Source organism: Bacillus cereus group sp. BfR-BA-01309, from assembly GCF_022664315.1.
Lineage (GTDB): Bacteria > Bacillota > Bacilli > Bacillales > Bacillaceae_G > Bacillus_A > Bacillus_A mobilis.
This window is the reverse complement of record NZ_JAKUHE010000038.1, coordinates 1-15,511: the sequence shown is the minus strand read 5'-3', so window position 1 is coordinate 15,511 and position 15,511 is coordinate 1. Positions and strand designations below refer to the sequence as shown.

The window sequence follows — 15,511 nt, the reverse complement described above, 5'->3', positions numbered from 1 at the left end:
ACGAACAGATGCGTTAGTTCAATAAGAAGTAAACAACTTTATTATTCATTTTTTAAGTATTATATAAACAGATGGATGTAATTTGAAACAATTTTAAAGAGCCTTGCTACGTAGAATGTAGTAAGGCTCTTAGCTTTTAATAATCAAAATTCAATAACTTTATTATCATTATACAGCAATCAAGCTAAGAAAAGCATAAATCCCCAAATAGTAAAAGTAATGCTTTGAAAAAAACTATGTACTAGAACTGGTACTCTGTCGGTAAGTCATGAAAGAGGTACTTATATTATTTGTTTTGTAAATTATCTTGAATTTGTTGTTCCATATTTACTAGTGATGTTTTTAGGGAATTACTAAGCTTTTTAACAAATTTAAGACCAAGAAGCCAGTTTTTAATAATAGAATTCTAAAAGCGTTAGGGTAGAAATTTATTGTTTTTGTTAAAAAAGAATTGACTTCTACTATAGTTGTAACTAATATGGTTACATAAGGTTGTAATCGAATAAGTTACAACTAATATCTGCTTAAAATAAAAATATGATTTATATATTTAATTAAGGGTGATGGTCCACACGTTGCCACCCGGTGTATAAAGTTACTAATGCATTCAAATTAATGCATAATCCCAACTTTAGTATTTTCTGATACGGGGCAATAATGTGCAACGTAATCTTTTGTTAAAAACCTTGGTTAATCTTTCTTTGGAAATATTAGTTTTTGGGGAATATAGTAAGGTATCCCAAAAAGAACAAGGTATAAAAAGATGTACTTATATAAACCAAAAAGTTAGCTGAGCTAGATAATAAAAATGAAGGTAGGAGATTTAAATGGAGACAAAACAAGATAACCTTATTTACGTATGGGACGCCTATTGTGGATGGTGCTATGGCTTTTCAGAAAGCATTAAAGGATTTTACAAAAACCACACTGAAGTGCCGTTAACAGTTATATGTGGAGGATTATTTTTAGATGATTTACCAATGAAAAATTTCTCATATATAGAAGAGGGAAATAAAAGAATTAATCAACTTACAGGTGCAGAATTTGGTCCTTCATATCAAAAATTGGTGGAAGAAGGTACTTTTAAAATGAATTCGAAAGATGCTGCAATTGGCTTTTCAGCTTTACGCTCATTAGCACCAGACCGTTTGATAGAATTCACTTCGGCTATGCAAAAAGCGTTTTATTATGAGGGCCAAAGTCTGAGTGATCCTGAAACATATCGTAAGATTGCAATCGAGCATGGTTTGGACCCTGAACAAGTACTAGAACGTTTAAACGCTCAAGAAACAATAATAGATGTCCAAAATGATTTCAATAAAGTTCGACAGCTTGGTGTTAATAGTTATCCTTCATTACTTTTACAAAAGGATAATCAAATTATCCCTATTGGTGGTGGGGTAATGACGCCAGATAAAATCGAAGCACGGTTTAAACATTTTTATTAAAGAATTTTAAATTAAAGTATATAGCATTTAACGTTTAAAAAAAGGCTAGAAGTGGATGGACCTAAACCTTCTTAGTAACAGATATAGTTTCAATTTGTTTTAAAAAAAAGTCCAATTTTAATTTTACTATAGGCTATAGTAGCAAACATGTTACCTTAAGCCAACCGACATTCATCTCTCGTCTATTTGCTGGTGTTATTACACTTTCAGGTGAATTGAAAAGAGAGTTTCTGTCGGAACAAGATAAAAATATGTTAACGAGTTAATAACTTTAACAAAAGGAGAATAACATTCTATGTTTAAAACAATTGATACAAATCAAAAAGATGTAAAATTGACGGTGTTTAGTTCAGACGAAAAAAGTTTCATGGTCACTGCAACCTTAGTTGAGAAAGCGGGACATGCATTTTTAATAAACTCAAAATTTACTCAATCTGATTCGAAAGAAATTGTTGAGTATCTGAAAAAAAACGACTTATCTTTAGATAAAATCTTTATTATTCATGGGGATCCTGATTACTACTTTGGATTAGAAAGTATTAAGGCTGCTTACCCAGAAGCTATAGCGTATGCTACAGAGTCTACTGTTGAACATATTGTTCATTCTGTGTTAGGTAAATTAAAAGTTTGGAAAGATGCCTTAGGAGAAAACGCACCAAGCAACGTAGTATTGCCTCAAGTGTTTAAAGAAAAAACGATTGATTTTCAGGGGTTAACATTTGAACTAGTAGGCTTAGATCATTACAGAACTAGCTTATTTAATAAAGAGCTAAAAGTATTAATTGGTGGTATTGATGTATTTAACGAAATACATGTATTCTTAGCGGATACTAGCTCAAAAGCAGCAATGGAGGCATGGATTGAGAACTTGAAAGTATTACAAGCATTAAATGCCGACATAATTGTACCTAGCCATGGATCAATTGAAAAATCTTTAAATAATCAGGCACTTACTGCAACTATGGATTACCTAAGAACTGCGGTTCAGGCTTCTGAGGAAAGTAAAACTTCAAAAGATTTTGTAGCGAAACTTGATGCAGCATATCCAGGCTATGCAAATAAAGGTGTATTAGAATTAAGTGCAAAAGTTGTAACAAAAGAAATGCCTTGGGGTTAATGCTATGAATAAATATCAGAAACTATTACATGAAACGTATGTGTTAACTGGCGAAGGAAAATTGGATGCTTTCAAAACGTATTTAAGTGAAAATGTATCTTGGACAGAAGCTGCTGGGTTTCCATATGCAGGTACTTATATAGGTCCAGATGAAGTAGTGAAAAATGTACATGAACGTCTTGGCACGGAATGGGATAATTATAGCGCTAAAGATGAAATTTATACATTTAATAATAATACTGTTATTGTTTATGGGAAATATAGTGGAACATATAAAACTACAGGGAAATCATTTGTAGCAGATTTCTGTCATCTGTATGAGTTTGATGAAAACGATAAAGTTAAGAAGTTTATTCAAATTGTGGACAGTGCAACTGTTAATGAGGTATTGAGTTAGAGTTAATCGTTTCTAACATACCTTGTATAAGGGGTAGTGTTAAGATAAACGAAATTTCCTAACATTACCCCTTACATTACATTTTTGGGAAGGTTTCTACTTCTCAAGCGTGTTATGGAAGATAATTTATATAATTAGAAGAGGTAGGTATAAATGAAATTAGAGAAAAATTTAATAGTAATAATCATTTCTGTGTTTATTTTAGGAATTGTGTCGACTTTGATATTTCAAGCTTCCACAGGTAAAAACAAAGGTAACGCAATAAAGAGCGAGAATGTTGCCTCAGTATCAAAAGATGATGTGACAGAAAAAGAAAAGAATAAAAAAATGGTAGTAGATTTCTATAATGAGGTTTTTAATAAACATAATATCGATATTATTCCTAAATATGTAAGTGGAGATTATCAGCAACATAATCCTTTTGTTGCTGACGGACGAAAAGCCTTTATGGATTTCTTTAAGGAGGATTTTGTTAAAAATCCTAATTCCACTGCATAGATAAAACGTGTAGTAGCTGAAGGAGATACAGTAGCTCTTCATGTACATTCTCGAGCTAATTCTCAAGATAAGGGAGTTGCTATAGTCGATATATTTCGTATAAAGAATGGTAAGATTGTTGAACACTGGGATGTAATACAGGGGATCCCAAGTGAGGCGGCTAATGATAATACGATGTTTTAGGTAGAAGATATATCTAATAATTGTTTAATTGTTAGAGAAATATAAAATCTTGAAATTTAGACAAGTTATGTTTTAAGATGAGTAAAAATAAAGGGATGCCCTAGATATGTTACTAGGGCATCCCTTTTTATTTTAATAAGCTTTAATCTAATACGATGTATAGGGTACTTATTGTATGTATTTTTTATGATGAAGGCTAGTTACAGGTAAGTAATCTTTATTCTATGTTATTTCAATATCGACCAAGGGACTTTGCTCTAATATTTTTAAAGAAGAATGAAGTTTCAAACTTCAATATAACCTGAACAAGGAATATGCAATATTGCATATATAAGTTTTTATTTACTTTAGTGGTTATATAGTAGCGATGTAAATAAAAGACCTTTAGTACCTCCTTATCTCTGTACAAATGGCTGTATAATGATATTAAAGCATTTTAAAATGTCAACATAAGTAAGAGTGAGACGTCATGGAAGAATATAAATTAATGAGGAATATAGCACTGATCCAAGTGAAAAAAGTTAAATTTTAACAAATATAAGGGAAAATATGTGAAAATTGCACTTTACTTTCTGTAAAAAAAATACTAATATAGCTAATGTAACTAAATAAAGCGTTTTCAAAAAAGGCGGGAGGATTCAAATATGACACAATCTAATGCATTTATTTCAGCATTGGGTCTACCGGGATGTGGGAAGACCACTGTGATGAGGGAGGTAGCTAGAATATTAGGAACTGACTATTATTTTCCTGAACCGGAAGAAAAATATTGGGGTGAAGCAGTTAAAGATAGAGAAATTGTAGGGTATTTTACTGGGCTAATGTGGTTCAGGTCAAATAGAATACCAAACTTGATTAAAGCTCGCAAATTATATGAACAAGGAAATAATGTAGTGGTAGATTCATATTATGATAAAGCAGTTAAAAGTTATTTAGGAAAAAAAGGAATGGAATGGTTAATTGACGATCAGGATGATTATTTTGATGTTTCCAGTGAAATCGCAGCATTGGATTGGTATAGTCTACCAAATGTAACTCATTTAGTCACATTTGAACTTACAAAAGAGGTTTGGTTAAGAAACCTTAATATAAGAAATAGAAATTTAGATAATAATAAAGACTTGCTAAAAAGTTTTGGAACACAACGATACTTTATAGAAGCTGCTGCACAACTAAGTGAAGAGTTTGGTATCCAGCATATTAATATAGAAGTGAAGGACATGTCTGTCACAGAAACAGCAGAAAAAATTGCAGAAATGATAGAAAGTAAGGAGTTAACATATCATGGAGGTGTACAAACCGTTTGAATGAATAGATGGATGTGGAAAGAGCACTCAAGCTAAGCTATTATACGAGTACTTAGTTAATTAAACAGAAAATTGCAACCGTTTGCGTTAGGTTCTTGGAAATACCTAAGTTGAGAGGAAATTAAGCAAGTAAGTAAGGAATGAACATACCATGGGATTGTACAAACCGTTTGAATGAATAGATGGATGTGGAAAGAGTATTCAAGCTAAGCTATTATACGAGTATTTAATTAAACGAAAAATTGCAACCGTTTGCATTAGAGTCCTGGAGAATCTAAGTTGGAAGAAAATTAAGTAAGGAGTTAAAATACCATGGGACTGTACGTAACATTTGAAGGAATAGATGGATGTGGAAAGAGCACTCAAGCTAAGTTATTATACGAGTACTTAGTTAAACAGAAAATTGCAACCGTTTGCATTAGAGAACCCGGAAGTACCAAAGTTGGGAAAATGCTAAGAGAGTTAGTTTTAGAAGAATGTAACCGAAATTATTCTGGTCTTACAGAAGCATGCTTGTTTCTAATTGATAGGGCCGAAACGTACTCAAAAATTACAAAGAAAAAATTAAGAGAAAACTATGTTGTTATAAGTGATAGAGGGCTTGATAGCTCTATTGCCTACCAAGAAGAACAATATTCCGAATTTATAAGTATTGGAAATTGTCTTGCACTAGAAAATATTAAGCCTGATTTAACGTTTTTAATAGATGTCCCAGTTGAAGAAATAAAAAAAAGAAAAAGAATAAAACCAGATTATTATGATTCAATTGCACAAAATTATAAAGAAAAAATTAGAGATAGGTATTTAGAGGTTGCGCAAAAGAACATTGATAGAGTCATCATTATAGACGGCACTCAAAACGAAGAAACAATTGCTAGGATTATTAGATGTAATATAGAAAGGAAACTACATCATGTACAAAATTTTCCAGTCTTATACTCTGCTGAAATCTAACAAGGGTTTAGATTCTAAAACTGTAGCACAGCTTATTAATGAAAAAAACATATTGCCCCTTCAGTGGTCTTCATTATCGGTTTTGCTCGAATTGAGAAAAAATAAAACAGTCGATGAAAAAAATTTATTAAGTTATTCGAAGCAAAAATCAGGAAACCCTGAATCTTGGTATAAGATCCTTAATGGGTTGGATAGTTATTCAGACAAGTTTGAAGAAATAATTTACAAAACATTTCATCAAGAACAATTAGGTGAGCAGCTAATTGCTTGGATTGTTGATGAATTTGAAGAGAAATCTCTTTGTAATAACTTTTTATCTTTTTGGCTAATGTTACTTAACGTTCGTGATATATCGTTTGATGATACAGTTTACCTGACTGAAAAACTACTTCATTCTGGTGAAATAGTTAACTACAAATCTTTACTTAAAGATTCAGATACCTATTTTGCCAGAAGATATCCAACAGGGGGTCTTTCTGAGAAAGTAGCACTTATATTACCAAGTCTACTAGCTGCGACAAAAAGCGTAGTAAACATAAAATCAAATTTTTTAGTTGCAAAAACTTTAAGTCATACTGGTGGAACAGTAGATAAACTATCATCAATAAAGGGATTTTATGTGCCACATTCAACAAGTGAGATAGTTAATACACTCGAAAACTTTGGAGTAGTGATGTCTAGTACAGGTGATACCATAGCTCCTGTAGATGAAAGATTATACTCATTTAGAAGTATATCAGGAACAGTTGAAGCGGACAGCTTAATAATTTCAAGTATAGCAAGTAAACAATTGGCCTTACCTACGGATTATCTTCTGATGGACATTAGATATGGAAGTGGTGCGTTCATATCCGATGAGGAAAGAGCAACAGATATTGGAAAAAAACTTAGTGGAATTTTTGAGAAGTTTGGTCAAGCTAATTCTTTTGCTTTAACTGCTATGGAGGAACCGAATGGAAGTGGGATAGGGAATGTCTTTGAAGTAATTGAAGCAGTAGAAATTATGGATCCAAATTTTAAATCTGATTTATTCAATGAAAAGCTAAAATGTCATCAAAAAGGTTTAGTTTTAGATTTCTATAGTAAACTAATGAGTTATTATGACAATTCAAGAAATTGGTTAGACGTAGGCAGTAGTCTTTTTGATGATGGAAAGGTAATTGAAAAATTCTATGAATTATTGACATACCATGGAGTAGATTCCAGAGAAAAAGATAAAATCAAAAAAGGTATTTTAGATTATTTTGAGATTGGAAAAATGTTTAAATATAAAGTGAAATCAAAATGTAGCGGAAAACTCAGTTATATTGATCAAAAGCAGTTAGGATATCTAGTTAATTATGAAGTTAATTTTGATTCTCACTTAAATACAAAGTTACTAAATGGAGGGGGCTTGGTGATTAATAACTTTATAGGTGATTATGTAAAGAAAGATGCTACAATAGCTACCCTATATAGTAAAAAAGAAATATCTTGTAAGATTTTAGATAGTATAAATGAAAGTTTTATAATTAAAGAGGAGTGTTGAAAAATGGGTACAGCAAATGAAAAAGGATATTTTTTTAGTTTTTGTGGTTTAGATGGAGCTGGCAAGACAACACACGCAAATTTATTAAAGCGTTATTTAGAAGAAAAATTAGATAAAAAAGTTACAATTATTCCAGGATATAAACCCCCTATTAATGTGAAAAATTTACAGGATGTAGCTAAACAGTTAAATGTCCATTATCAAAAATTATTTACAAGTGGAAATGTTACAATGAGCCTGTTATTAGATTTATGGATGCATACGAAACAGGAAGTGTTACCAAGATTAGAGAAAGGTGAAATTGTAATTTCAGAACGCTATTGGGAAAGCTCTATATTATACGCTCCTATATTAGGTGTAGATAAAGATTTTATAGAAAAAATTGTAAGTCAATTTATTACACCAGATTTATTCATATATCTAAATATATCACCTGAAAAATCATATAAGCGAGTTGTTAGCAGATCTATTAAAGACAAAGTAGAAATAATGCCAAAAGAACAATTGGAAGTTATGGAAGAGGTTTATAGTAAATATAATGATTTTGCACGTGAATATAATGCAGCAATAATTGATATTGATACAGATGATGCAAATTTAATTTTTGAAAAAATAAGAAAATCAGTAGATCTTTTAGTTAGTAAGGGAGTTTAAGGTCATGATATACCAAACAATAACTAAGATAAGTGAAAAAAAAGGTGTAGATGTTATTTTTGAAAGAATCCTTAATACTAATTTAAGTGGAATTAGATTTAACTTATGTAAATATAAAACTAATGAAATTGAGTTGCTCCTTAAAAATATAAAAGAGTATAAAGATAAAGGTTTAAAGTTCTTTTTCGATGTACCATATCCGAAAAATAAAGTAAGAATAAGTGGGTTTAAAATTGATCAAAGTTCCATACAAGAGTCTAAAGTATATATCTTAACCTCGAATTCATTGAAGTACAGTAATTTAAATAATGTCATTTTTATAGATAAAGAAGACATTAACGTAAGCATTGATGACGTAATTTATTATGCGGATGGACAAGGGGCCTTTACAGTAAAAAAAATAATTAGTACGGATTCAGTTGAAATTAAAGCATTAAATGATTTTAAAATATACCCCAATAAAGGTTTGAGTTGTGGATTTATTAAAAATGTTGAATTTATAAAAGTAATTGAAAAAATTTCAAATGAATTTCCCCATTCAGGTTTTCTACTTTCTTTTATTGAAAACGGTAAAGAGATTATTGAAGTTAAGAAAAAAGTTAACTCTTCAAATGAGGTAATTGCAAAAATTGAGTCGAAAAAAGCCTTAGAAAATCTAGATAATATTATATCTGTTTCCGATGGGGTCCTAATTGCAAGAGGAGATTTAGCATTAAATACGCCTTTCGAAAGATTATTGGAATATACAGAAAAAATTCATTTAACAGCTAAAAATAGAGGGAAAAAAGTACTGAGTGCTACAGATATTTTAAGGTATTCTGATTTTAGACTAGTTCCAGAAAGATCGGAGCTAATAGATATTCAGAATATGGCAAAATTAGGTACGGACATAGTAATTCTTCCTTCAGATTTTGATTTGGTGTCCAATGACATGAATATTGACATTGTTCGAAAAATTAATAGAAAGATTGAAATAATAAATACTTGTTTTAGTAATTTCAATGCAAGAGGTCGTTTATGAATACTATTAATCTTTTTAAAGGCTTAACGAATTGTGAAAACCTGTTACATGATAAGGATTATTTTGAAACTGCTATTAAAGAGCATGTGTTCAATCTTTGGTATAGTAAATCAGAATTTCCATATTTAGAAAACGAAAAAAGTTTAATTGAAGAGATGCGTGAGGGCTATGAATGGCTAAAAAGCATAAGATATAACTCGTTGAAAAATATTATAAAATTATTTAATGAAAATGATATAGACTACTATTTAATTAAGGGAATGATCTTCTCAAAGTATATTTATAATGATTTTTATGCTAGAGAAGACAATGATTTAGATATACTTGTTGAGAAAAGAGATTTTAAAAAGATAAACCTACTTTTACTAAATAATGGGTATAAAAGCAATTTTGATAAAGATTTTGATGTAATCAACTATCTGGATGCATATGAAATAAAGTACCACGATGGGAAAGGTTCTGTAATAGAGTTAAAACTAGCAACTAGTAGTGTTAGAAATGATAGTACATTAACAGCCTTGAAGAGTAATCCTGTTTTTGTTGAAATAGGTGACATAAAAGTAAGGACTCTAAATCTAGTTAATAGTTATTTATTATTGTGTACAAGTGTATTTGCAAATATTGAAGGTGAATTTGCAAAATTTAAAATTAGAGATTTTGTAGACTTGTATCACTTTTCTTTAAAGAGGGAAATATTCGAAAATTGGAAAGAGGTTGTATGTCAGGCTAATAGTTTAGGTATATTAAATCAATTAAAAGGTGCTTTATTAGTCCTTAATGAACTAACTGACAACAGTTTTCAATCTTTTATTAATGAAGTTGAAGAAATATTTTGCATAGGTGAATATGATTTTTCTTATGAGAGTGGATTTTTACATGATTGGGGCGATATTGATTCCATTATTAGTTTAACCAAAGATAGAGATAAGCATCTTAAGAAACTATATTTTTTAGATAGTATCCGTGCTTATAGTACGAAAAATAAAAACTTCAAACTTCCGAAATTAATTGATGATAAAAATATACCGATTGAATTTGTGAGTTTAAGAAATATGGGGTTAGATATTAATGAAAATATCAAAGTACAACTAGAGAAAAATTGTATTTTATTTGCTCTTGATATTAATAATTTTAACCTTGTTTGTAAGAGATATTTAATGTTTTATGATGTTAATCAGAATAACCCAAGAACAATCATTGAATTAGAGGTATCGCCTGAAAAAGAACTAAAATATCAGATTGTAAGAGGAGATACCGATTTAGGCTGCAAAATAAATTTGGATGGAAACTCCATTTCCCTTAGGTTTGATATCAATAAATTTTCTTCATTCAAAGCGTATAAAATGATTGCATTTAAAACATTTTATACAGTAAATGTCGGTGGAATTGATTATGCATTAAATAGTGTTGATTCTGATTATCTAATGCTCAACCCTCATGTTTTAAAAGTTCATTTAAAAGGTAGTGAGAAATTTGATTGAAATAACTAACCTTAACAAAATATACAAAATAAGAAAGAGAACTTCAGAAGGAAGATTTTCGGTTCTTAAAAATTTCTTTTCTACTCAGTATAATGACATTAATGCAGTATCCGATTTATCTTTGTATATAAAAAAAGGGGAAATTGTGGGATATATTGGAACTAATGGAGCAGGAAAGTCTACTACAATTAAGATGATGACAGGTATATTAAATCCTACAAGTGGATCTATACGAGTAAATGGTATGGATCCCTTCAAGGATCGTTCAAAGTATGTTAAAGATATTGGAGTAATTTTTGGCCAAAAGTCACAGCTTTTTTGGGATATTCCTGTAATTGAATCATTGAAACTATTGAAAAAAATTTATGATGTACCACAAAAGGATTTTGATGAGAGATTACAATATTTTTCAGATGCTTTAAAGTTGGATGAAATTTTAAATCAATCAGTTAGACAGCTTTCATTAGGTCAAAAAATGCGGGCTGAATTTGCTGCAGCATTTTTACATAATCCGAAAGTTGTTTTTTTAGATGAGCCTACAATAGGATTAGATGTAAACATCAAATATCAAATCCGAAAATTTGTTAAAAAGATGAATATGAAGTTTGATACTACTATTATTTTAACTACTCATGATTTACAGGATATCGAGTATTTATGTCATAGAGTAGTAATAATTAATAAAGGGACAAAAATGTTTGATGGGCCACTTAGAGATGTATATAGTTTATTTGATTCAAAGAAAACTGTAATTGTGACACATGACGAACGAAAACCAATTAAGTTAGGGAATGAATTCTTTAACCTCGTAAATATTGAGCAAACAAATGGTAATTCTACTTCGAAATTGACCTTTTTAAATAGAGAGGTAGAAACGGCTAAACTTATAAACTCTTTATTAGAAAATAATGAAATAAATGACTTGACAGTTAAAAATTCAACAATAGAAGAAATCATTCGATCGATATACGTGAGGTAATTTTAATGAGAAATTATTGGATGTTCTATGCAGTGTCAATGCAAGAGTTTATAGCTTATAGGCTCAGCTTAGTTTTTGAATTTTTAGGGCTATTAATAAAAACTTTGTTGGTGTTTAGTTTTTGGAGTGTTTTTGTGAAAAATGGTAATCATGCGGGGTTTGAGTCTAGTAATGAAGTTTTAGGATATATGGTAGTTGCAGCAATATTACCTACTATTATTAGTAGTGAAGCAGGAGTAAATTTAGGTAAGAGGATTTTAAGTGGTGATATTGCTACAGATTTGATAAAACCGTATAACACAATTGTTATGTTATCTGTAAAAAGTTTATTTTTTAATATTTTCAAATTTATTTTGTTTTTTATTCCAATTGTTACCCTTTATAATTCTTTAGGTTTAATTTCGATAAAACCTCAAAATATTCTACTATTTATTGTTAGTATTTCACTAGCAACATTAACAATGCTTTTACTGTACTTATTTATCGGTATGATATCTTTTTGGACAGAAAATTGGTGGGGGATAAAAATATTGTTCGACGGAATAATTACTTTTTTCTCTGGTGCGATTATTCCAATCACATTTTTTCCTAAATGGCTACAATCTCTGAATTCTTTTTTACCATTTCAATATACAATTTTTCTTCCATCAAAGTTATTAATAACTAAATCTGGAGTAGAGTTTTGGATGGCAATCTTGCCCCAACTAGTGTGGATATTTGTGTTGGTAGTGATATTTTATGTTACGTGGAGATTTGCATTAAGAAGACTTGTTATATTTGGGGGATGATTAGGTTTTGAGATATTTTTTCTTGTATTTTGCTTACATGAAAACATTTTTGATCAAAATGATGGAATATAGAATAGATTTCATTATTGGTACTATTTCAATCGTAGTTCAACAAGTAATACTATTATCATCTATAACAATAATATTTAATAACATAAACACTGTTGAAGGATTTTCGAGAGGAGATTTTCTTTTTATGTATGGGATTTCCACTTTAGGCAGTGCGATTTGCTATACCTTTTTTGATGGTCTTTGGACTATTGGTGGACATTATATAAAAAAGGGATTATTAGATAGGATCTTGCTGAGACCTATTAATCCTCTTTTTCAAATAATTTCTGAAAGAATTAAAATTGAGGGAATAGCCTCAATAATACTAGGGATTTCCATATTACTTATATCGGGTAAAGCGTATATTGATTATGATAGTTTAGGTGAAGTTATTTTACTTATTATATTTTGTGTTAGCTCAGCTTTTATTTTCGCGGGAATATTATTAAATGTTGCTACACTTGCATTTTGGATTGTTGATAGTTTATCGCTTATGCAACTTGTTAACAATTTTGCTGAGTATGGAAGGTACCCTATAAGTATTTATCCTAAATTTCTGGCTATCTTACTAAGTACAGTATTACCTTTTTTATTTACTTCGTATTTTCCATCGAGTTATTTTATATTTAAAGACGAGTTTCAAATTATATCTTTACTAACTCCACTTGTAGCAATTTTTATATGGATGATAGGTATTTTATTTTGGAATATTGGTTTAAAGAGATATGGAAGCTCAGGGACTTAATGATTAGGGAATTAATCTTTAAATTTCTTTTATTATAGTATTGTAAATGTAAAAAATTTCAAATATTATATCTTGAACCAATCTGAACAAATAAAAAGTAGTCGTGTTTTAAATATCATATTGATTCCATTTTAGTAGATACCTTTGGTTGAATTACTCATACTCAGATTAGAGGAGGATACACACGTGAAGTGGTAGATGAAAGCGACATAACTATTCGCTCTTATCAAAATAAAGACTTATTAATGGGTGAAACTCTAATATTGAAAGGGAAATGTACAGAGATAATAAAGTTGTCAAAAGAAATGCAGGTCATGTTATTCAACAATCAGCGCTCATTTTCCTTTTTAGAATTAGATTTTATTAACACTAAATGGGGGATATATTATGCAAAATTCATTTTCTAGAGTATTGATTAAAGATATAAGTAATAAGATTTTAATCATTCAAGATAGAGCTGACGTATGGAACTTTCCAGGTGGAAAACAGGAGTTGAATGAGACCCCAATAGAATGTGCTAAACGAGAAGTTAAAGAAGAGATTGGACTACAAGTTGAAGATCTTACAGAGATATATCAAGGAAGTTTTCGTTTCGGGGATATTCAATGGCAAGGGTACTTCTATTTTGCAAATTCTGTTAGTGGTATTCCATTTATAAATGAGTTAGAGAAGATAAAGGAAATACAATTTACCAATAGATATGAAGAGATTAATTTCCCGTTAGAATTATCAGAAATTACCCAAAAAATATTAGGGAGCTCCCAGCTCCAAACAAAATTAACTAACTGGAAGTAGGTTATAACTAATTTTAAAATTAGTTAGCCAATTGATTTCTGTCATCTGTATATCACGGTAGCAGTAATAACTCAAATCTATTCCATTAAAGGGCACTATTGTTGAATAAACCCTTAGATTTTCAAATGACTTTAATGTCTTTTACAGAAAAGATATTGTGATTCGTGTGTACGTTGATGTATTAAAACAAATGAAGCGTGAAGGTGCTGAATTAGCAAGGAAGAAATAGAACGATGTGATGAGAGGATTTAATAAATAAAATTCTTCATCCTATTATGAAACTATACATTTTTGTTTATCAGCTAGGTTATAGCTATGAAAATAAAGTTGAATATATTGGTGTAAAAGAATGAATTGATTTAGAAAGTCCTTTAATTTTTCAGGTGCGAATATATAGCAAACATAAAATTCCTAGTACATTCGCACCTAGAATTTTCTTTCCCGTGTCTGATGGTCGTTTTAACCCAAAAAGAACCGTAACCCGAGCAGAACTTGTTCAAACTTTCAAAAATGCTTTTGGATTAAACAAGAAGTTTGATCATCAATTTAACGATACACAAGAACACTGGGCCAATGAAGCCGAGGAAATTTTATATAGCAATGGTATTACTGGTGGTGTAGGTAATAATAACTTTAATCCAGACGGTACAGTAACGCGTGAACAATTAGCGGTATTCCTATATAGAGCTATTCCAGTGTCTATCAAAGAACTACGAGATACCACTAATTAAAAATAATTAAAAGACTGACTCTTATGAGTCGGTTTTTTATTTGCAGTTTTTTTTTAACTGCTGGTTCAATTGATACAATGTACACAGCGTCATTAAAATTAACACGATAAAATAATTGGAAATTGGGAGGGGTTTCACATGAAACCACGGAAAAAGAAATGGGTATGAAAATGTTGGCTGCAGCAATCGCATTAGGAGGTGTAGCTACTCTAGAATTAGTTAACCCCATATCAAAAGCAGCTGCGGCTTCAGGTTACGGAGCTGGCGTAAATACAACAAAAGTAAATAATTATATATAAATATTAAAATTTAAAAATGACAACAAAGCTTATGAGGTTGAGCTTCGTATAAAACCACAAATTCAGCGCACAAATGGCACGTGGGAAAATGTGAATAAACCTTTAATTTCTTGGTTTGTACCTGGAGAATATGTAGGAATGAACATTGATATTGGTAGAGTCAATTATGATGGCGTAGGCATTTATGAAAAAGGCAAATATCGTTTGAAAGTTGATACGTACAAAACAACATCTTCAGGTTCTGTATATTTAGGAACGTTTAACACAGACGTATTTTATTTAAAATAATATCTATAATAAAATTCCCTTTTAGGAGTTTCAGAGTAAGATAAGAGGTATCGAGGATTTAATAGTAGATTCTTTTTAGGACTTTTTAGGGTAGAAAAAATACTAACCATATAGAAGTATATTTATAGCGGACGCTCCTATGATGGGAGTATCCGTTTTTTTGTTTGCGTGCCCAGCTAAGCTGGGCACTGCTTGCTGGTGAAAGTCCAGTCTAGGTAAGAGCCAAGTCGCCTAGTAGCTGACAGGC

16 protein-coding genes and 1 pseudogene are annotated in these 15,511 nt (G+C 30.4%); all 17 read left to right on the top strand.

From position 1 onward, the window contains the following. Nucleotides 1-827: 827 nt before the first annotated feature. Nucleotides 828-1,448, top strand: a complete 621-nt coding sequence (locus tag MR115_RS29185) for a DsbA family protein (protein WP_242243786.1) — start codon at nt 828-830, stop codon at nt 1,446-1,448. A gap of 295 nt (nt 1,449-1,743) precedes the next feature. Next, complete coding sequence (locus MR115_RS29180; protein ID WP_242243784.1) at nt 1,744-2,565, top strand: MBL fold metallo-hydrolase; 822 nt, start codon at nt 1,744-1,746, stop codon at nt 2,563-2,565. 4 nt (nt 2,566-2,569) lie between these two features. Further along, on the top strand, nt 2,570-2,962 hold the full coding sequence (locus MR115_RS29175; RefSeq protein ID WP_242243782.1) for a nuclear transport factor 2 family protein: 393 nt from the start codon (nt 2,570-2,572) through the stop codon (nt 2,960-2,962). A gap of 153 nt (nt 2,963-3,115) precedes the next feature. Next, nucleotides 3,116-3,643: pseudogene (locus tag MR115_RS29170) on the top strand (nuclear transport factor 2 family protein). Nucleotides 3,644-4,287: 644 nt separating this feature from the next. Next, on the top strand, nt 4,288-4,950 hold the full coding sequence (locus MR115_RS29165) for an AAA family ATPase (protein WP_242243778.1): 663 nt from the start codon (nt 4,288-4,290) through the stop codon (nt 4,948-4,950). 312 nt (nt 4,951-5,262) lie between these two features. Next, a complete protein-coding gene (tmk, locus tag MR115_RS29160) occupies nt 5,263-5,904 on the top strand; it encodes a dTMP kinase (RefSeq protein ID WP_242243776.1) in 642 nt (213 codons plus the stop codon). Then, complete coding sequence (locus tag MR115_RS29155) at nt 5,864-7,432, top strand: hypothetical protein (RefSeq protein WP_242243774.1); 1,569 nt, start codon at nt 5,864-5,866, stop codon at nt 7,430-7,432. Before tmk (MR115_RS29160) ends, MR115_RS29155 begins: the two co-directional genes overlap by 41 nt. A 3-nt stretch (nt 7,433-7,435) precedes the next feature. Next, nucleotides 7,436-8,086, top strand: coding sequence for a dTMP kinase (gene tmk, locus MR115_RS29150; protein WP_242243773.1), 651 nt, complete (start codon nt 7,436-7,438; stop codon nt 8,084-8,086). Between the two features lie 4 nt (nt 8,087-8,090). Continuing rightward, nucleotides 8,091-9,107, top strand: coding sequence for a pyruvate kinase (locus MR115_RS29145; RefSeq protein WP_242243771.1), 1,017 nt, complete (start codon nt 8,091-8,093; stop codon nt 9,105-9,107). Next, on the top strand, nt 9,104-10,588 hold the full coding sequence (locus MR115_RS29140) for a nucleotidyltransferase family protein (RefSeq protein ID WP_242243769.1): 1,485 nt from the start codon (nt 9,104-9,106) through the stop codon (nt 10,586-10,588). The genes MR115_RS29145 and MR115_RS29140 overlap by 4 nt, the downstream gene beginning before the upstream one ends. Continuing rightward, nucleotides 10,581-11,567: an ABC transporter ATP-binding protein gene (locus MR115_RS29135; RefSeq protein ID WP_176551472.1), complete on the top strand. Its 987-nt coding sequence runs from the start codon at nt 10,581-10,583 to the stop codon at nt 11,565-11,567. The genes MR115_RS29140 and MR115_RS29135 overlap by 8 nt, the downstream gene beginning before the upstream one ends. A gap of 5 nt (nt 11,568-11,572) precedes the next feature. After that, complete coding sequence (locus MR115_RS29130; RefSeq protein ID WP_098858441.1) at nt 11,573-12,355, top strand: ABC transporter permease; 783 nt, start codon at nt 11,573-11,575, stop codon at nt 12,353-12,355. 37 nt (nt 12,356-12,392) lie between these two features. Next, a complete protein-coding gene (locus tag MR115_RS29125; RefSeq protein WP_309243113.1) occupies nt 12,393-13,151 on the top strand; it encodes an ABC transporter permease in 759 nt (252 codons plus the stop codon). Nucleotides 13,152-13,538: 387 nt separating this feature from the next. Then, nucleotides 13,539-13,946, top strand: a complete 408-nt coding sequence (locus tag MR115_RS29120; RefSeq protein ID WP_098858443.1) for an NUDIX hydrolase — start codon at nt 13,539-13,541, stop codon at nt 13,944-13,946. 383 nt (nt 13,947-14,329) lie between these two features. Further along, entirely contained in the window at nt 14,330-14,677 is a 348-nt protein-coding gene (locus MR115_RS30140) for an S-layer homology domain-containing protein (protein WP_375337830.1), read from the top strand. 164 nt (nt 14,678-14,841) lie between these two features. Continuing rightward, complete coding sequence (locus tag MR115_RS29950; protein WP_255864127.1) at nt 14,842-14,976, top strand: hypothetical protein; 135 nt, start codon at nt 14,842-14,844, stop codon at nt 14,974-14,976. 90 nt (nt 14,977-15,066) lie between these two features. After that, a complete protein-coding gene (locus MR115_RS29110) occupies nt 15,067-15,264 on the top strand; it encodes a hypothetical protein (protein ID WP_242243763.1) in 198 nt (65 codons plus the stop codon). The last annotated feature ends 247 nt before the right edge of the window (nt 15,265-15,511 follow it).